Genomic DNA, 20,311 nt, shown 5'->3' on the forward strand with positions numbered 1-20,311 from the left:
AACAACTTGAATGCCTACCATATTTGCTTTGTATGTAATCATTTGAATCAATAAACTATGCGGGATATGGTAAAATGTTTGGTTATTTTTCTTTCCCATATCAGTTTCTTGTTTCCAACTTTTGTTTTGACCAATAACGATTTTGCAAACTTCCTCTTCTTGAGCTAGTTTTACAATATGATGACTCGCTTTATGGAAGATGTCTTTTATTTTCAGGTAACGCTTTTGATGAAGTTTTTCTATTCTTTTAGAAGTAAAAGGTCCTTCATTTATTTGTTTATCTTGCCTTAGAACACTTGTAAAATAGCTCTTCATTTTATTGTAATATTGATTTATGCTTTTGATATGTTTGCCCTTAACAAGTACAGGCTTCATACCTGTGTTTGTTACGATGGTTGCAAGGTTATCAATCCCTAAATCAATACTCATATAACGACCATTCTCTTCAACTGATTGTTGTTCTGAAGGAACATCTATCACTAACTCCACCACATATCTATTGTATTTTGGGATAACACGAACTTGCTTGAGTTTACCTTCAGTAAACCCTAATTTCCCAATGTTTAATTGTAATTTCGTCTTTGGAAACTTTAAAAACTTATCATTTTTAATGACACAATCTTGATTTGTATACAAGATCTCCTTTTCAGAAGAACGAATATACTTTGGAATTCTAGGTTTTCCAGTATATTTGTTAGGATTCTTTTTATAATTTTTTAAACTAGCAAAAAAAGACTTCCAATTCTGGAATACATTTTTCATGATGGATTGACTAGATTGCGTAGGTAAAGCACGATAATCCTTCTGAATCATCGCTTTAAATAATGCATCCAGAAAATTATAATCTACATAAGGTTTTTCTGTAGTTGGTTCTGAAAACAAATTACATTTCACTTCTTTTTGTTTTTCTTTTGGTTTTGTTTTCTCTTTTTCCAATTTCTTTTGATAGGTAAGAAGTTGTGTATCATTTATCTTCCCAATGTTTTTATCAATTGTATCCAAAACTTCTTTTTGTAAAGGTTGTAATTCCTTATCTTGTTTCAAACCTGTATACACTTGTCGTATATAAAAGTTTGTCGTATTGTACATATTTTTAGCGTTTTGGCAAGATTCTTGAAAATAAGAATACATACGATGTCCTTTTTTAATCCAAATCTGAAGAGTTTTATAATTCATTTGATTTTCTGTTGTCATTTTTTCACCTCCTTGTTAAGGATATTATACCAAAACAAGAACATACGTTTCTATTATTTTACTTGAACATAAAATATTTTTTCGATTCACCTCACCACCTTCACATATGTTTAGAGGTGGGAGTCCTCTCGAAAGATATGATAGACGCTTTATGGAGTTTAAAATGCACAGCAATATCGACCACTTCCACCAATATATCGTCTATTTTCAGAATGTATCGGCGATTCAACACAAAATAAAGATGCTTTGACAAATTTCGACGCACAAAAAAGGCCATCCATCAAGGATAGCCTGCTAATAATCCCGCAGGACTCACTCTATCCGGAACCTTCTCCGCAATTGCTTCACCAATTTTCAAACTAGCTGTTGCAGCCGGGGACGGGGCATTGCAAATATGCATAGAGTTAATGCCTGGAATGATGCAGAAGTCATCGACCATGTTTCCGTTAGAGAGAATGGCCTGTGCCCTTACCCCCGCATGAGTTGGAACGATGTCTTTTTCTGTGAGTTCTGGGATTAGGCGCTGTAAGCTTTTGAGAAATGATTGTTTGCTGAATGAGCGGATCATTTCTTTCATTCCCTCTTTCATGTTTGGCATGGCCATTTTCCAGAAGCCGGTGTAGGTCATGGTTTCCATAAAGTCTTTTAGGTCAAAGTCTTTTTTTGTGTAGCCTTCTCGTTTGAAGCTTAGGACGGCGTTGGGCCCTGCGTGTACGTCTCCGTTTATCATTCTTGTGAAATGCACACCTAAGAACGGAAAGTCCGGATTTGGGACTGGGTAGATTAAGTGTTTTACGAGATGGCGTCGTTCTGGGATGAGTTCGTAATATTCGCCGCGGAACGGGACGATTTTCATATCTGTTAATATTCCTGCTTTTTTGGCGATTCGATCGCTGTGTAGGCCGGCGCAGTTAATAAGAAATTTTGTTACGAATACGCCTTGGTTTGTTTCGATTGTGACAACGTCCTTTTTTTCAAAGATTTGTTCTGCTTTTGTTCCTAAGTGCACTTCTCCGCCGTTTTCAGCGATCGTCGAAAAATTCGGCCTGTCCACACCAGGGACAAGTCCAAAAATCATCGCAATTCCTAGCCCTAAAAAGACAAGAATCGCCGCGACCTTAATAAACGCTAACCAATACTCAAACTCTCCATATAGCTTTACAGAATAAATATTCGTAATCGTCATCAAAATAATCATGAAAAGACTAGTAATCCACGCTGGTATAGAAGGGAACCAACTATTGACCATCGCCCCTAACAATACCGCTTCAATTGCGATAATAATGACCCAGTTAAACCAATATAACCAACCGATTGTATACCCCGCCCACGGCCCAATCGCCTTATGAGCATACGTTGCAAAAGAGCCGCTGTCAGGATTAACCGCAGCCATCTCCCCTAACATCCGCATCACAAGTACAACCATTAAAGCCCCGATAATATAGGACAAAATCGCTGCCGGTCCCGTTGATTGAATAATCGTCCCGCTCCCTACAAATAATCCCGCCCCGATGACCCCACCAATTGAAATCATTGTTATATGCCTGGTTTTCAAGTCTTTTTGCAATTCATTTTTTTCTTTAGCCAAAAAGATCACCAACTTATAAGTATTGATAACGCTTTCCAAAAACCCCATTTATAGAAAAAATAAAAAGAGCCAGAAAAACAATGTAAAGAATTACACTGAATTTTACTGTCTCTATCCCGATGGCTCGTCTTCCTGCTAAGGAAGTTCAAGTGGAAAGAAGCCAATTATTCACTATTAAATTAAACAGAGCAATATTCGGGCTTGCAGGGAGGCTAATCACTGTCATCCGATAATACATTAATAATAATACAAATATACTGAATATTCAACCTTTATTTTGCATTCAGTCTATTTACACTCTCAAAAAGCCAACTCCCCATATCAACCAATAAAACGATATCGACCACTTTCACCAATATATCGACCGCTTTTGCGGAATATATCGGCGCTTCGACACGGGATAAAGATCTTTCGACAAATTTCGTCACAAAAAAAGAGGCTGTCCCTAAAGGATAGCCTCCTACTAACTATTTTCTTGGACCGTACGCGGCTGTTGGCTTAACAGGTTTCGCATCCGTCGCTTCCCATATCGGGGCAGTTACTGTTGGATAATTTAACGCTTCTACTTTTTTTCTTGTTTCTTGTGATGCTTTTAGTCCCCATTGATCAAAAAATGGAAGTACATTTTGTTTCGCTACTTTCGATGTATTGTAAATAAAGGCTTGTATTTTATCTTCATTCGTTGCTGGAAGTTTATCCTTTGGTAACTCTCGATATAGTTTGTGAAGATTTGGATAAAAATCATCCCCATATGCTAAATGAAGTTGCCAAAACATAACAACTTTCACAAACGGGTCATCAATCTTTTCATATTCTTTATTTGTTTGTTTTAAGTATTGAAAGGCTCTGTCATAATCTCCTTCTTTTTCTAAACGCGTTGGTTGACCTGGGAATAATTGTTTTTGTGCAGCTAAAGAGTATATATTAACATTGACTTCAACTACTCCATCCCACGTCCAAGGGTATTGTTGTCTTGTATGCCCTGCTTCATGCATTTGTCCCCATCCAAATTCATTTACATTCAAAGCACTTTTAATTGCGTCATAAGCAGTAGTAAATACGACTCCATCATGACCTGCATACATATACATGCCCGGTGGATTATTAGGATTTTCTACAAAAGCCCAAAGACGGCGAGTTGAACGATGTAACGGATTAGAACTTGTTTCAGATAGCCCTGAGAATCTATCTTGTACTAGAATCATGTCATCATATTTTTTTAATAAAGGAACAGGATCTTGATCCACAATATATTTCTTCGCACTATCACGAGTAACAGTTAGTACCGCTCGTTTTGATTTTAATTGTACAGCATGTGCATCTGGATATTTATCCATCATCGCAACCCAGTCTTCCTTCGTATGTTTCCCTAATTCAAAAAATGGAACAGGGCTCCCGCCTTGTGTTACTTTCACCTTAACTGTTCCTTTTCCTTCACAGTTATCAAACCCTAATAAACCACCGTTTGGAGAGGAGATGGTGTTAGAACCCGGAGAAAGACGAAATACTTTTCCACCTTCTTTATCATATTCATTTGTTCCAATAGTTGCCCCAAGCTTGTCTAATCCTGATAGTCCCGATACTTCAATTGTGACTTGTTCATTCGGTTTTACATAGATTCCTGTTGGCACATAGTTTCGTTGCTCACTTCTTCTTTCTCTTGCTGCTTCACCCATATAATGTCCTGTACTTGGAAGTTCAAACGTCTTCGCTTCATATTGCGCTGCAGTTTGCGCCGTTTCAGCATGAACGTCCAAACTATTTACACCGATAGATGTAAATAATGTCGTTGTCAAAACAGCAGATGTCATCAATACTTTCATTGGTTTTTGTAAACTACGATTCTTTCTTTTGTTCATGTTAATCAATCCTTTCATTTCAACCCATTACCCTGGTCATACAAACCACTGATCCCTGACCGCCCTTATATATCGTTTTATCATATTAATAATATATATATTCCACTTAATTATGGCTACTTCTAAAATTTACTTATTCCTGTCCATAAAAATTATACCAGGCGAACATCTGGTATCGCATACAAACGTTCAGGGCCCTTCCTGCCATAGAAAAGTGCATGTCATGTTGTATTCTACATAGTAGGTATGTCCAAAATCAAAAATGGATATATATGGTTGTTAATTATATTAAAACATTTATGTATTTTGAGTGTAAACATCTAATCTAGCATAGCGACACTAAGCTAAACACAGTTTATATATTGCTAAATCTGAAAAGTCATAATAAAAAGTATCTCAATATAGTTTTTCTATCAAATAAACTGTATTTATCTAAATACAAAGTTAAATATAAATATATGTCATATATGAATTCATCTAAATAAAAAACTTTTGAACGATCCATTTAAAAGTGTTTGTAAAATAATGAAATGATATTATGTAGAATATTACTTCATTATACAAATATGCAAAATTGCATATTTGTATAGCGGATCATAAACACAGGGGATTTAATACCACATGCTCAACATCATCATTATTTTTTCACAAGAAAGGTTATCTGATGGATGAACTTTATTCAACTATGGAACAATATACACATCATATAAGAAGGAGATGACTCCCCGTTGTATACATACATCTTATACGATGCAAAAGATTCTTTTGGCATCAGCAAATCATATCACATAAAATGCGAAGTTCCGCCCCACCGCTTTCGAGCAATTATGATGGAGTTTCGTCGCAATCAAGAAATCGGAGAAAATATTAAAGAATTTATTGGCTTCATGGAACGAGAATTTGGTGAAGACTTCGAACTGTTTGAGTATGACGACATTGTGCAGTACGATGCTGATCAAGAAAACAGCATGATATTAGCAAATTTGCTGGATCAGGCTGATGAGCATGTCTGAAAAGTAAAAAGACACGTTATCACAAAGCAGCTTCTTAACTCATTCGAAAACCTGCCCTGCGATAACGTGCTCATTTATATGTGTAACCGATTAATATCCCAAAATATCTACTTCAGCTGCTGAAGCATATCCATTTTTTCCATTCGTTACTTCTATTTTTACATATTTTGCAGAAACAGGGTCAAATGTTGCGGTTTTCTTATCCCTATTATTTTTCCATGTTCCAGATGATACTTTTTCATAGTTAATGTCATCTACACTCGTATAAATATTATAGTTTAAAATACGGCCATTTTCGTTCCCATCTTGCCTTGGAAGACATGCTACTTGCGTAATTGTTCGCGTATCACCAAGATCTAGTGTTAAGCTGTATGGATATTGATTCTTTATGCTCCATTTGCTATGCCAAATTGTATCGGGATTGCCATCGATTGCATTACTAGCTGGATCACGCCATGATTCCTCACTACTTGCACTTGCTTTCATTGTTTTTTTCGACAATACAGCCAGTGGTTTCACAGGGTTAGAATCAGTCGCTTCCCATATAGGGGCAACTAATGTTGGGTTATTCAAAGCCTCTACTTTTTGTCGCGTTTCTTCCGATGCTTTCAATCCCCACTGATCAAAGAATGGAAGTAAATTTTGTTTCGCGACTTTCGATGTATTGTATATAAACGCTTGTATTTTCTCTTCATCTGTTTTTGGAAGTTGATCCTCTGGTAACTCCCTATATAATTTGTGAAGATTCGGATAAAAATCTTCCCCATATGCTAAATGAAGCTGCCAAAGCATAACAAGTTTTACAAACAAATCATCAATATTTTTATACTCTTTATCTGTTTGTTTTAAGTATGCAAAAGCTCTATCGTAATCCCCCTCTTTTTCTAAACGTGTTGGTTGATTCGGGAATAATTGCTTTTGTGCAGCTAAAGAATATAGATTAACAGTGACTTCAGTCATTCCTCTAAGGTCATTCCATATCCATGGGTATTGTTGTCTTGCATGTCCCGCTTCATGCAGTTGTCCCCATCCAAATTTATTTACATCTAAAACACTTTCGATTGCGTCGCCAGCAGTAGTAAATGTTGCTCCATCCAAGCTTGCATACATGCCCCAATCTGATTTGTTAGGGTTTTCTACAAAAGCCCAAATGCGCTGAGTTGAGCGATGTAACGGATTAGCGTCTGTTTCAGATAAACCAGATATTTTATCTTGCGCTCGAATCATTTCATCATATTTTTTTAATAAAGGAACAGGATCTTGATCTACAATATATTTCTTGGCACTATCCTGCGTAACAGTAAGTACTGCTTTTTCTGACTTCAATTGTACCGCATGTGCATCTGGATACTTAGCCATCATCGCAATCCAGTCTTCTTTCGTATGCTTTCCTAGTTCAAAAAATGGAACAGGACTCCCGCCTTGTGTTACTTTCACCTTAACTGTTCCTGTATCTTGATAATTATCAAATCCTAATAAACCACCGTTTGAAGAGGAAATTTTGTTAATACCAGGAGAAAGATCGATTTCTTTTCCCCATTCTTTATCATATTGATGTGTCCCAATAATCGCTCTAATCTTTTTCGTTCCCGATACTTCAATGGTAACTTCTTCATTCGGTTTTACATAAATTCCTGTTGGCGCATAGTTTTTTTGTTCACTTCTTCTCTCTCTTTTCGCTTCTTCCCAAAAACTCCCTGTAGCTGGAAGATCAAACTCCCTCTGTTCATATTGCGCCTTGGTTTGCGTAGTTTCAGCATAAATGTTCAAACTATTGACAGTCATAGGGGTAAATAATGCCGTTGTCAAAATAGCAGATGTCATCAATACTTTCATTGGTTTTTGTAATCTACGATTCTTTCTTTCATTCATATCAATCAATCCTTTCATTTAAATTCGTTCTAACGTTCTCGTAAAACATATATTATGTTAAATTACTATATATAAATTATACGAATTTTTATTTAATTACAATATATATTTAACATTTTGCCAGATGTATTTTTACTGTAAAGAAACCAACGCTTTAAAAAAGGACAGACATTCCAATAACAGGAAGTCTGTCCAAAAACAAATACAGTGGATTCTTCGACCTCACCGCCCTGTATGAGAGTGTGCCAAGAATTCATTTTTCTATCATAACCGCTACTTTCAATTATTTCACTTCCACCGCATAATTCCCCGTTCCGTTTCCCGTTTTATATACACTTAAATAATATTTTCCCGGCTTTACATTATAATTGCCAATCAATTGATTTCCTTCACGTTTTGTTGCATACGTAACGTAGTTATTCAAGTCTGATTCGTGATATAATATCCAATTAAGCCCGATGTTTTGCTCATTCGTAACCGTAATTTGTAAATCTTTCGGGTCCTTTACATCTATTACAAACTGATCCATTTGATCTTGATCATTTAAACTGCCTCGTAATAACGTGTTTAGAGAAAGTGGATTTGCCGTTTCAAATGAATTATTCGGCTCTTTTTCTACACTATTATCATTTTTACTATTTACTGCTACTGTATAGTTCCCTGCTTCGCTTCCAGTTTTATATACACTCAAATAATATTTCCCTGGTTTTGCATTATAATTGCCAATCAATTGATTTCCTTCATGTTTTGTTGCATATGCAGCGTAGTTATTTAAGTCTGACTCGTGATACAGCACCCAATTCAGTCCTATATTTTGTTCATTTGTCACGATAATTTCTAAATCTTTTGGGTCTTTTACATCAATTACAAATCGATCTACTTGATTTTGATCATCTAGACCACTTCGTAATAACGTGTTTAAAGCGAGTGGATTTGCTGTTTCAAATGAATCGTTCGACTCTTTTTCTGCATTACTGTCACTTTCAGTATTAATTCCGTGAAACACAACATCATATTCAAATTGGCCAGATGCATTGACACGGTAATTCACGAAATACGCTGTTAATGTTTTATATCCACTCCACTCTTTTTCTGAAAGATGTTTCAACATCTCATTTGTTGATTGATTCATCATTTTCCAGTCTTCATGCTCTCCTTTTGACGCACTTCCTGTATATGTTCCTTGCAGTGTAAATGTATTGAAGAATTGTGATTTATTATTTGTTACTTGTACATTTCTTAGCCTTGCTTCATTTGTAATATCTGTCGTAACTTCCGAAAGCGTTTTCTGTTTATGTTCTGCTACATAATCATCTGACACTTGCGGAATTGTGTACGTATCACGATTATCAATCAGCTTCTGCATATACGCTTGATATTCTTCATTTAGCTTACTATCTTTACTTAATGAAGCGCGGTATGCATCATAACCTGAAATGTCATTTGCACGAATTAAATCATGCACTTTATCGAACATATCAGGGCGGTTATTATACATATAAGATTGCAGTGCAAACGAATAGTTATAAAAATCCCACGTTCCATACTTCGCATTTAATGTTTGATCTGCTGTATATCGCTTCACCAGATCATATGATAACCCGCCAATCATACTTTTTCGAGGGACAACACTATCTAATCGCGTTGAGCCTGCAAAGAACTCCGCGTTTCCTTCTTCAAACCATGTTAAACGTTCATTTTGATACATATCTCCTTGTCCCCATAATCCAGGAACTTCGTATCTTCCTTGCAAGTAGTGCGTAAATTCATGACGGAATAGTTCTTCTAAACTAAAAATACTTTGCTCTGGTGTACGTTCATATGTAAAAAATGTTCCTTTTCCTTCAATATAAATACCACCATTATTCGTTTCATAGCCATACAATTGACGATTAAATTGGTACTCATCTGGACTGTTGTAAATCACCATCGTTAACACATCATCAGCATGTCCACTTTCGAGCGGTTTATCACTGCCAACCGTACGATAAAACTGTGATCTCACTTCTCTTGCTGCCCAATATAAACGTTTAATTTTGTCTTCGCTCACTTGATCTCCGGTTTTAAAAACAATTGCACCGTCATCAAATGTATACGTTTTTGGTAAATATGTTTGCTTGCCATCTTCCCGAATTTGATCTAGGTCGATTGTTTTCCCATTCGCATCCTTACCGCTGTAACTTGTCGTAATCTGTTCTGCCGCAACAAAGTATTGCTGACCTAAATACGGATACATCCGCATCGCTTCTGTTACAACTTCTTGTCCTTTTGTCTGTGTACTATGAAACTTACCAAATCGGCCTGCATAGTAAATCCCATTATTAATTAACCATCCGTTTTGCTCTGTTACTGTGCCTAGCAATGCACAACGATTTATTTCATTTACAAAATTATCGATTTTCCCGTACCATATTGTATCTTTTGGTTCTTTTCTTGCAATGTTCATATAGGCTTGAACTTCATAATCAATTTCTCTCATCAAATTATATGCAGCAGTTCCTTTTGTATACTCTCCAATGAACGTTGCAATATTATCGTTATATTGCTTGAGAATTCCACCTGCATATTGAATGAGTTCAACATCAGCTGATGCCCCTCCAATTAACATTGCATATGATGAAACAACTTTATCTTGTTCTGATGTACCGAGCTTAAAGTTCGGGTTTTTCGCAATCGCTTTTAAAGCAGGTAAGCATTTATCATGATAACTGCGCTCCCTTAGCTTACTTAATTCATCATGGTAAAAACCTAAATAAAACCCTGCCCGTAAAACTTCTACTAATGTCTCAATTCCTTTTGAATCATCTTGCGTATACGTTTGACCTTGCTCTGTTAACTTATCAATGATTGCCTGAATTCGATCATTATTTTGATAGAACGCAAGACTATCACTATTAAACTGAAATAATTCCGGAATTTGATTCCATTTAATTGTAACGAGAAGATCAACTAGTTCTTTGTTGCTCAATTGATTCAACTCAGCCATTGAATATTTTTTTTCTTCAGCGAATTGTTTGACATTTTCTTTCACCATTTGTGGGCGCTGTGATAAATCTGCTAACTTTAATCGCTTTGTAAATGATTTATTTTCTTGTACTTTCGAAGAATGTGCTAACGCATCAATCGATTTCTTGACCCCTATCGGTTCCATTTGTGATACACTTTTCGTATTTTCCTCTTTTGCCTCCACTTGAAGTTGTAGTCCATTCCATGACATAGTAACAATTCCAGCGCCAATCATCAGTTTACAAACTTTCGAGTATTTAGTCATATTTTTCCCCTTCCTATACTTTTGGATCTAAAGAAAATTCCAACTCCCAATGACAGTACTTCCCTTTATTTCCCCTTACTAGACAATGAAATCCTGAGGTGCTACTAGTAAAATCAGTGGCACAACGCCCGCGATAAACACCTCTCTTGCTATGGCTACTTCTTTAATTTATTATTCCTCCTCTCTTATTTCACACATGTAAAATTACACCTATATATACAAGTTAAAAACCGACATAAAAACCTTTTTTTAGAGGAACGAGAACATCTGGCCGCACATAGAAACGGTCTATCACATGCAATGTTTAAAGCAAAAGAAGAAAACGAGTGCACGTCATGTTGTATTCTGCATAGTAGGTATGTCGAAAAACTAAAATGGATATATATGGCTATTACTTATATTAAAACATTACGTATTTTGAGTGTAAACATCTAATCTGGCATAGCTACACTAAGTTAAACCTAAAAAAACCATAACAAAAAGTATCGTGATATAGTTTTATTCCATCAAACAAACTCATTATAAACTGACTGAAAATAAACTGTTTTTGTATAAATACAAATTGAAAAAAACGCCCTGAAAACCCCTTCTTTTTATGTGGACAAGAGCATCTGATCACGCCTCTCTACCACGTGCAAGAGTGAAAATAAAAAAAGAAGGCAAGTGCATGTCATGTTTTGTTCTGCATAGCAGCGACTTATATGTTGAAAAGTTAAAATGGTTTTATGCAAATTAAACATTTCGAATAATCAAATTAAAAGTATTTGTAAAATAATGAAATAGCATTCTACACCCCATCGTATAATACAAAAATATGTAAAATTGCATATTTTTGTATTATATATAATAAGTATCTGGAGTTTAACAATACTGTTTCTAAAGAGATTACCACATGCTCAGCAGCATCATACGCCCTAATTTTTACTCTGCATCTTTAACACTTTTAAACATTTTTACTACACATTATTATTTTTTCACAAGGCAGGTTAAATGATGGACCTGTGTTTGTGTTATATACATACATCTTATACGATGAAAAAGATTCTTTTGGCATCAGCAAATCTGACCACATTAAATGCGAAGCGATTATGATGGAATTTCGCCGTAATCAAGAAATAGGAGAAAACATTAGAGAGTTTATCAATTTCATAAAACGAGAATTTGGTGAAGACTTTGAACAATTTGAGTATGACAACCAAGAAAACCACATGATATTGGCAAATTTACAGGATCAGGCTGATGAACATGTCTAAAAGTAAAAAACTCCAACTTTTTTACCAAGTTGGAGTTTTTCTTATCAATCTATTATTGATTACTATCTGCTAGATTCTCTCTATGATTTAAAATATTTTTTATAGTCTTCTTCATACTTAAATTCAACTGGTCCAACATCCATACGGAATCTTCCATCCTCATACAACAGCGGCGAAGCTTCCGAATGATCTCGAGAGTAACTTTCGACATGAGAAATTTTCATTTCGGATGAATTTGTAAAATCAATATGCGCGATGCATACCCAGTAAGCATGATCATTCCATTCAAGCAAAGGTGCTGTGACGACATTTCCCATATGGTTATCTACAACTGCTTTCGCTTTCATAGAATAGAAACTACCTACTCCATTACTAACCGCACTATACGCAGCAAATAAAATATACTTTAAAGTTTCTGGGCGATAAATACGGATTGTTTCTTTACCTGGTTCTTGTGAATCTCCATCAAGTTCAATATAAGGCGACACTTTAGAAGAGCCTAAATTTCTATAATATACCTTCCCTACTTCTCCAGTTTTAGTTACGTAGAAACAATATAAGTCTAGGTCATTATTTGTTTTCCATTCAAGAGTAGCTGTAACCATCTTAGATTTTTGTATATTTACAGATTGTTTCTTCTTTAGTTCAATCTTAGTAATCTGATTAGGAGCCTGAACCGGTTTGTTTATTGGCGCTACAGGCTTAGGTGCTGCTTTTTGTTCTGCAACCTCTATCCCGAAATTTTCACACAACGCGGCTAATCCTCCAAAATAGCCTGCTCCAACCGGATTAAACTTCCACTCTCCTGCATGTCGATACAGATCTCCTACAATAATGGCACTTTCATTTGTAAAAGAGTATGTAATAGGAAAGTTTATAATTTCTGCTCTTGTTTGTTCATTTATTATTTTCATTTGAATATGAGTCACATCTTGAAAAAATTGCTTCTTTTCCTCTGCATTATGAATCGTAATAGAAAACACAATTTTTTGGACTTCCTTCGAAATACGTGCGAGATCAATGAAAAATTCCTGTTTAATACTACTTGAACTATTTTGATTCAATTTAACTGTTTGACAGCTCGAATAAGGCTGCCCATAAAATACGAAGTCTTCTTCTTTTGTAATTTTCCCATCAACACCTACTAAAAAAGCCGATGCATCTACTTCCATATTCATCGGTGCATTCCAATTCAATCCTACAAGCAATCTATTTATCTCAGGGTGAGTTTTTGTAATATCTATTTTCTGTCCTTTTACTAAAGTATGTACCATCCTAATTCTCCCCTCTTACGAACTTCGTATTTTCTATATAATTTGATTATACCTTTCTTTTTTCCATTTTCAGAGTATAAATGTATATATTATTAATCCCCTTATCAGTCAATAAAACGATATTGAACGATTTTCCCAATATATCGGCAATTTTTCAAATATATCGACCGTTCTTTGGAATATATCGGCGCTTCGACACAGGATAAAGACCATTCGACAAATTTTGCCACACAAAAAGAGGCTGTTCATAGAAAACGAATTCTATGAACAACCTCTTTTATTTCGGCAGACACATCAAATATATTCCATAAGCTAGCTGGTCAAGCTATAGCTCAACCCTCGTCCCGATGCCGTTTGCAATCGCCTTCTCATAAAAATACTTCGCTACGACAATATCCACAACAGCAAGTCCGACAGATTTAAAGACGGTAATTTCTTGATCGCTTTCCCGGCCTGTTTTTTCTCCGCTTATGATTTGGCCAAGTTCTGCGTGAATGTCGCTTTCCTTGAAAACTCCTTCTTGCACTGGAACTTGCAGATCTCCTGTTTCTTCTAGCGCTGCTTCTTTTGATTCGACTACTACTTTGTTAGCTGATGAAATGACGTGAGAAGGAAGTTCTTGCATCACTGGTCTAAATGAACCGACAGCATTTACGTGAACACCGGGTTTTAATGTGTCTGAAAAAACTGGTGTTAACGAGTTGGTTGTTGTGACAACAATATCGGCCTCACATACAGCTTCATTTGCACCTTCGTGTACGCTAACAGGTTTATTAAAATTCTCCTTAATATACTCGGCAAATTCGGTTGCTTTTTGTTCTGTCCGGTTATAAAGCATAATGTTTTCAATGTCCCGCACAGTAAGCATAGCCTGAAGAAGTCCTTTCGCTTGTTCTCCTGTGCCGATGATGCATAAGTTTTTCGCATTTTCACGAGCTAAGTATTTCGTTGCCACACCTGATAAAGCACCTGTTCGAACCATCGTTAAATACGATCCTTCTAAAAGAGCGAGCGGTTCCCCTGTTTGAAAATCAGAGAGCATCACAACGCCGTTAATTGTTTTCTTTCCGATTTTCGTATTATTCGGTGCTACCGTTACGACTTTTAATCCAAGTGCTCCTAGTTCTTCCGCTACGGAAGGCATCATTAATGCTGTATTTTGTAAATTCGCAAACGGCAACGAGTAGCGAATCGGCGTGATCGTTCTTTCTGCCGAAAACTCTTGTAAAGCAATCGCTGCACATTCAATTACTTCATTCATATCTACTAAACTTTTTTGTTCAGCTGCATTTATGACTAACATGTTATCTCGTCCTTTCCTTTAACCAAGAAAACAACTCTTCTCCAAACATTATACTAATAAAAATCCTTGTTTTAACGGATCTCTTGGGTCCACTAAAAATTGATGGAACCCTGTAATAAATGCCTGACCAGTTACTTTTGGGATTACCGCGTCATATTCAGCTACTTTCGTTAATGACAATACTTCTCCGCCAAATTGACCGTCAGTAATGCATTCATGGACGAAATTTCCGCCTTCTTGTAGCACCCCATTTTCAAAGAGAGTTGCGAGTCTAGCTGACGTACCTGTGCCGCAAGGAGAACGGTCTACTTGGCCATCAGCAAAAATAGTTACATTGCGCAGCGTTGCATCTTCCCCATTTGGTTCGTCGGAAAAGATAACGCCGTATATGCCTTTTAAACCTCCTTCAAGTGGATGTTTTACTTCCATTTGACTTTCAATGTAATGTTTAATTTTCCCGCCCCACGTTTGAATAGCAGGTAAATCTTTATAATTTACTTTTAAACCAAGTTCTTTACTATCGATAACAGCATAGAAAGCTCCTCCAAACGCGATGTCTACTTGAAATTCATGGCCATCAATTTTTACAGGAACATCTTTCTTGTAAACAAAAGAAGGAACGTTTTCAAATGACACGGATTCCACTTGGTTCCCATTATATTTTGCATACGCGATCACTTCTCCTGCTGGGCTATCAATAATAAATCTTTGTTCTTCACCTGTCACTTCGAACATGCCCGTTTCGATTCCTACTGTAACTACCGCAACAATCCCGTGGCCGCACATTGTACTCCAGCCTTCATTATGCATAAACAGTACTCCAAAATCAGCATGCGGACTTGCCGGCGGCGTGATGATACAACCATACATACCGTGATGTCCTCTCGGTTCATACATGAGAACTTCGCGAAGATGATCTAGGTGCTCCCTACAATATGCTCGTCTTTCTAATTGCGTTTCCCCTTTGATTGGCGGTACTCCGCCTGTAATAATACGAAGCGGTTCCCCCGCTACATGTGCGTCAATTGTTGTGTACGTTTTACTAATATTCATTTCTTGTCCCTCCGTTATTTATATTCTCTTTACTTTTTATTAGCAAATACCGTGCCAACTCATAAAGCACACAATACAATTCATATTCAGTTAAAATTTTTTTACACTTTTTCAAAAAAAGTGTATCCTTTTTGCGACAAATTTGTTTGCCAGTGTCTACTTTCTTTTACACAAAACGATAAAAAAGGTGATAGAAATGAAACCATACACGGGCGAATTTGTATAAGAAAATGAAAAAGTATGAGATTATATTTAATAGAGATGAGTACAAAAACATAAAAATCTATATATGCAACATTACATATAATATAAACCAATTACTTTGCTATAATAACAAAAGCGATGCTACTCCATACATAGCATCGCTTCCACCTAGAATTTCATTATAAAAAAGCGAGGAATATTTATTATTCTTCGCTTTTTTGTTTGTTGCATATCGTTTATAGTAAAGGTACTAATTCATAACCACAAATAAATGGCTTCTCAGAACTTCCCCATTTTTTATCTTGATTTGAAAATGGTTGTTCTGAAGTTACTAGCTCAAAATATGTTGCAACTCCATATTCAGAATTTTGTGGATCTGCACTGTACCAATCACAAGGTCTACCCATTTTATCTCTAAGATAATCAGTTTTACCTGTTATTAAATATATTTCCTTTGCATTTTGTTCATAAACCGTTAACGTGCTTTTTGATTGGTCGCTAAAATAAATCCAGCCGCGATTCCCTGCATTTATATATTTTTTTATGCCTCCTGCCTCAGCAGTTCCCCCAATCCACATTGACATGGTAACTGGCGTATTATGTCTTATATATCCATCACTTTCAACCCCATCTGGCGCCTCAAAATTGATAGGTGTACCATAATACTCATTCCCTTTTGTATCCTTATGAGTCTCAGCAGTACCATAATAAGATTTGTTTTTATATTGAATTGCATAATGCCAACCCGCATACTTCTCATAAGTTAATCCAAGTCTATTCTGCCCTACAGGTGCTACACGATTTTTAATAAGGTAACCATCTATAAATTTATGTACCATTATATAATCTTTAGATGTCTTGACTGGATCTCCATAAATATCAAGTATACGATTGTCCTCAGCTGCATAAGCAGAATTTGTAGGAAAAACAGTTACAATTAAACTAAATAAGAATAATAAGAACGTAAGTATAGGTAGTTTTCTTTTAACAAACATATCTGAATTCCTCCTTCTTTTTTCTACATGTCTGTATCATCTTAGCATCTAGTTTTAAGGATGTAGATAGATTCGAGAATATATGCAAAATTGCATATTGATATATTCACTTCTTCGCCATATGAATTTTACACAAAAATAGCAAAAGGTTCCTCGATTTCACCGAGGAACCCTTTGCTTGTTTCAAAAAAACTTTAAGATTTCGAAGTTGATCGTTCATTGATCGGCTGTACAGGTCGATTGTTTGTTGGGAATAATGTACGGAACTTTTCAATTTGTTCTTTTGACATCTCTATTTCTTGCTTCATTACAATCCATTGTACTCCTTCTGAACAAGGAGGGGTTGTTAATGAACCCATGTAACGAATTGACGATTGATCGTAAGGAAGAAGCTGTTTGACATCAATCGTGCGCTGCATATCATCTTTTGTATTTTTTGTTTTCGGCAGATTGTCCCACATTGCTGCAAGTGCTTCATTTTTTCGTCCTTCTTTAATCATCACACCAACTACCGCTAGTTCTTTTTTATCATTTTGATGAACGAAATGCACTTCCATATCTGTATTTTTTTCATCAAATTGATGTTCACTCGGTGTATGGAAATGGAACTGTTTTAATGTGTAACGATTCCCTCCAAGCGTAAGATAGTTAGTAGAATCGTTAGCCTTTCCTTCAATACTGTGACCATTATTTTCAACAGAAAATGCTGTTGGTTGATAATGCAGTTCAAGTGGCTTAGAAGTATCGTTCGACGATTTCACTTGATCCGTTTTAATATCTACCGGAGATTGTTCTTTTCCATTTAGGCACATCTTGTATTCCGGCTTCAATTCTCCCCAATGTTCTGGGCCAGTAGTTTCTTCATACGACCACTGTGTATTTTTTTCCGTAGACTGGTCTTTTTTTGGTTGATCTTGTTTCGCCGCATTACAACCAATTAACGCTACAGACATTGTTAATGCAAGAGATCCGATATAGAGGGTTTTTCTACGTTTCATGTGGATATTTTGTACCTCCTAAAGTCATAGAATATTAGATTTTGTGTAACGATGTAAAAGGCTAAACAACACAGAATGAAACTATTCATTTAGGGAATAAGAAATTAATTTTGATAGGAATGAGTGGAAAACATAGGGAAAATAAATCAAAAAGAGTAGACTAATTCGGGAACTAAACATTCAGAAAAGACGATGTTTTCTGTCTACTCTCTTTGTAAGTATGATTTTACCATTAAAGATAAAACAAAACAACAAATTTATACTAAATTCGACATTTTTCGATAAAAATAAAAGCGCCCTAATTTCAGAGCGCTCCTGTTAGTTATACAATTTACTGCACTAAAATCGCACCGTAATGTCCATCGACTGTAAGAGTAACAGTTCCATTCTGTACTGTGTACGTTTTACCAGTCAGTTTATCTGTCACAACACTGCCATTTTGCATACTAAGCTGCCAAACAGGGACAGTTACGCTATGGCCGACAGAATCATTGTTAAGTGCGACTGCGATTCTGTTTGTTGCATCGAAGCGGCCATAAGAATAGATTTTATTTGTATCATCTGTTTGCAGCGTCATGAACGATCCTGTTCTTAACGCTGGGTATTGATCACGAATACTAATGAGCTTTTGTGTTAAAGCTACCGCACGATTGGAAGTAGCCCCTTGTGACCAGTCAAACGTACGGCGGTTGTCAGGATCGGCACCGCCCATCATGCCATATTCATCTCCGTAATAAATTGTTGGCGTACCAACATAAGTCATTTGGAAAATAAGTGCTAAATACGTCTTCCAAATATCGCCGCCCGCACGTTCGCCAAAACGTGAAATATCGTGATTTGATAAATGATTGCTCATCGCTTGCTGAACGTTTGTCGGATAATTCGCGCGTGTCCCTTTTAACCAGCTGTCAAACCCGGAAGTAGATATGGAAGCTGCATTGTTGCTGAAATCTTTTCCTGTAATCCACTGGGACACTGGTTGTGTAAATCCATTAAAGTTTGTTGTACTATCCCATTGGTTCCCTTGACCTGTCCAAGAATTTGCATTTCCCCAGTATTCGCCAAATATTGCTGCATTCTCGTTTACAGACTTCACAGCACTTCGGAATTCAGACCAAATTTGGTGATTCACCAAACTACCACCATTTCCTCCACCAGCATCTGCACCGCCAGCATCTGTATATTGAGGTGCATCTAATCGCCAGCCATCAATGTTATACGGTGCTTTTAAATATGTTTTTGCTACGGAATCACTATTGTTATAGATTTGATTTCTCACTGGTGAACCACTCGCCCCATAATCTAGCTTAGGCAAACTGTTAAATCCTAAAAAGCTAGCATATGTATTCGGCCAAGACTGGAAAGTATAATAACTAGACCACTGGCTAGATTGGGACTCAAAAGCTCCTAAAGAGGAAGATTGATTGTACTTATCAAACCATGGATGAGTGTCTCCGGTATGGTTAAAGACACCATCTAATACTAAATATCCTTTTTCCCCGTTTGCTGTGCTATGAACATTCGATGATAGCGTTTGCAAAGTTTCGTTTGTTCCAAAGGCAGGATCTACAGTCCTATAATCCTGTGTATCATACTTATGGTTAGAAGGAGATTTAAAAATCGGATTTAAATAAATGATGTTCGCTCCCAGCGTTTGCTTAATGTAGCCGAGTTTCTGATTGACTCCCGCCAAATCACCGCCGAAGAACACAAGATTGTTCGTATGACCAGGATCAGCATAGACACTGCTCCCCCAAGCTTTTTTCTCAGTTGATGCACCGTCATAAGTGTATGCATTCGTTTGCACATCGTTCGAGGAATCACCATTATAAAAGCGGTCAGGGAAAATCTGATACATCACACCATTTTTCATCCAATCTGGTGTTTTAAAATTCGGGATAATATAAAAATCGCCGGATGATGGTTCAGATGTAGAAGGACCGTTTGCATTATACCAAACAGAAGAAGACCCATCAGTAATTTGGAAACGATAATATTTTCGCGAAGAACTAGCAGGGATTGTTCCTTGCCAATAATCAAACGTTCCCGTAGAATCGCCGGAAACCCACGACATCGGAATGACACGGAACGATCCGTCAGCAGTATCATAGTACTTTATATTGACACCAGTAGTATCTCCTTTAAACGTCCGGAATTTCAGCGTCACACTTTGAGCAGACGTCGGTTCTGGCACGCTATCATAAACAGGACCTTGGTCGTGAAATAAACCATTCCACTCTACATTATTATCATTAGCAGCAGCATAGGCCGAAGATGAATCTGGCGTATACAGCAAGGACGTTCCTAAAACAAGTGTCGATAGTGCAATCGTTTGCATAATTGAGCGTGCTTTTCTATCTTTCTTTACTTTTCTCATCACAAACCTCCTATGAATGTAAGTGCTTTCATTTTTATTATATATATCCTACTTACC

General features: G+C 36.5%; 12 protein-coding genes and 2 pseudogenes. 2 read left to right on the top strand and 12 right to left on the bottom strand.

From position 1 onward, the window contains the following. The 4 genes and pseudogenes from V7024_RS07310 to V7024_RS07320 form a co-directional block, all read right to left on the bottom strand. A partial coding sequence (locus V7024_RS07310; protein ID WP_335517695.1) for an RNA-guided endonuclease InsQ/TnpB family protein occupies positions 1–1,194 on the bottom strand: 1,194 nt, incomplete at its 3' end. 280 nt (positions 1,195–1,474) lie between these two features. Further along, positions 1,475–2,224, bottom strand: a pseudogene (lhgO, locus tag V7024_RS24375) (L-2-hydroxyglutarate oxidase); the annotation flags it as partial. Beyond that, positions 2,207–2,830: pseudogene (locus V7024_RS24380) on the bottom strand (amino acid permease); the annotation flags it as partial. The pseudogenes lhgO and V7024_RS24380, both read right to left, overlap by 18 nt. Before the next feature lie 419 nt (positions 2,831–3,249). After that, positions 3,250–4,641, bottom strand: coding sequence for a M60 family metallopeptidase (locus tag V7024_RS07320; protein ID WP_335517698.1), 1,392 nt, complete (start codon positions 4,639–4,641; stop codon positions 3,250–3,252). Positions 4,642–5,369: 728 nt separating this feature from the next. Between V7024_RS07320 and V7024_RS07325 the strand changes: the two genes are divergently transcribed. Continuing rightward, complete coding sequence (locus tag V7024_RS07325) at positions 5,370–5,654, top strand: hypothetical protein (protein ID WP_335517701.1); 285 nt, start codon at positions 5,370–5,372, stop codon at positions 5,652–5,654. Between the two features lie 90 nt (positions 5,655–5,744). Here V7024_RS07325 and V7024_RS07330 read toward each other — a convergent pair whose 3' ends face one another. Both V7024_RS07330 and colA read right to left on the bottom strand, forming a co-directional pair. Then, the gene (locus tag V7024_RS07330; protein ID WP_335517704.1) at positions 5,745–7,526 is read right to left on the bottom strand and encodes a M60 family metallopeptidase; all 1,782 of its coding nucleotides are present in this window, start codon (positions 7,524–7,526) and stop codon (positions 5,745–5,747) included. A 283-nt stretch (positions 7,527–7,809) separates the two neighbouring features. Then, positions 7,810–10,797 carry a collagenase ColA gene (gene colA, locus V7024_RS07335; protein ID WP_335517707.1) on the bottom strand — a complete coding sequence of 996 codons (2,988 nt, stop codon included), beginning with the start codon at positions 10,795–10,797 and terminating at the stop codon, positions 7,810–7,812. 1,007 nt (positions 10,798–11,804) lie between these two features. Between colA and V7024_RS07340 the strand changes: the two genes are divergently transcribed. Further along, complete coding sequence (locus V7024_RS07340; protein WP_335517710.1) at positions 11,805–12,050, top strand: hypothetical protein; 246 nt, start codon at positions 11,805–11,807, stop codon at positions 12,048–12,050. Positions 12,051–12,130: 80 nt separating this feature from the next. On the opposite strand, the gene V7024_RS07345 is transcribed toward V7024_RS07340, so the two are convergent. The 6 genes from V7024_RS07345 to V7024_RS07370 all read right to left on the bottom strand — a co-directional run bounded on the left by V7024_RS07345 (position 12,131) and on the right by V7024_RS07370 (position 20,254). Beyond that, positions 12,131–13,324 (bottom strand): TerD family protein, encoded by a 1,194-nt coding sequence (locus V7024_RS07345; RefSeq protein WP_335517713.1) that lies wholly within the window; start codon positions 13,322–13,324, stop codon positions 12,131–12,133. Positions 13,325–13,649: 325 nt separating this feature from the next. Beyond that, a complete protein-coding gene (locus V7024_RS07350; protein ID WP_335517716.1) occupies positions 13,650–14,627 on the bottom strand; it encodes an ornithine cyclodeaminase family protein in 978 nt (325 codons plus the stop codon). Positions 14,628–14,675: 48 nt separating this feature from the next. Then, the gene (locus V7024_RS07355; RefSeq protein ID WP_335517719.1) at positions 14,676–15,680 is read right to left on the bottom strand and encodes a proline racemase family protein; all 1,005 of its coding nucleotides are present in this window, start codon (positions 15,678–15,680) and stop codon (positions 14,676–14,678) included. Between the two features lie 440 nt (positions 15,681–16,120). Beyond that, complete coding sequence (locus V7024_RS07360; RefSeq protein WP_335517721.1) at positions 16,121–16,879, bottom strand: hypothetical protein; 759 nt, start codon at positions 16,877–16,879, stop codon at positions 16,121–16,123. Positions 16,880–17,073: 194 nt separating this feature from the next. After that, positions 17,074–17,877: a carbonic anhydrase gene (locus tag V7024_RS07365; RefSeq protein WP_335517724.1), complete on the bottom strand. Its 804-nt coding sequence runs from the start codon at positions 17,875–17,877 to the stop codon at positions 17,074–17,076. A 331-nt stretch (positions 17,878–18,208) separates the two neighbouring features. Further along, positions 18,209–20,254 (bottom strand): glycoside hydrolase family 13 protein, encoded by a 2,046-nt coding sequence (locus V7024_RS07370; protein ID WP_335517727.1) that lies wholly within the window; start codon positions 20,252–20,254, stop codon positions 18,209–18,211. Positions 20,255–20,311: the final 57 nt, after the last annotated feature.

Origin of the sequence: Bacillus sp. JJ864, assembly GCF_036963045.1 — a bacterium.
Classification (GTDB): Bacteria; Bacillota; Bacilli; order Bacillales; family Bacillaceae_G; genus Bacillus_A; species Bacillus_A pseudomycoides_C.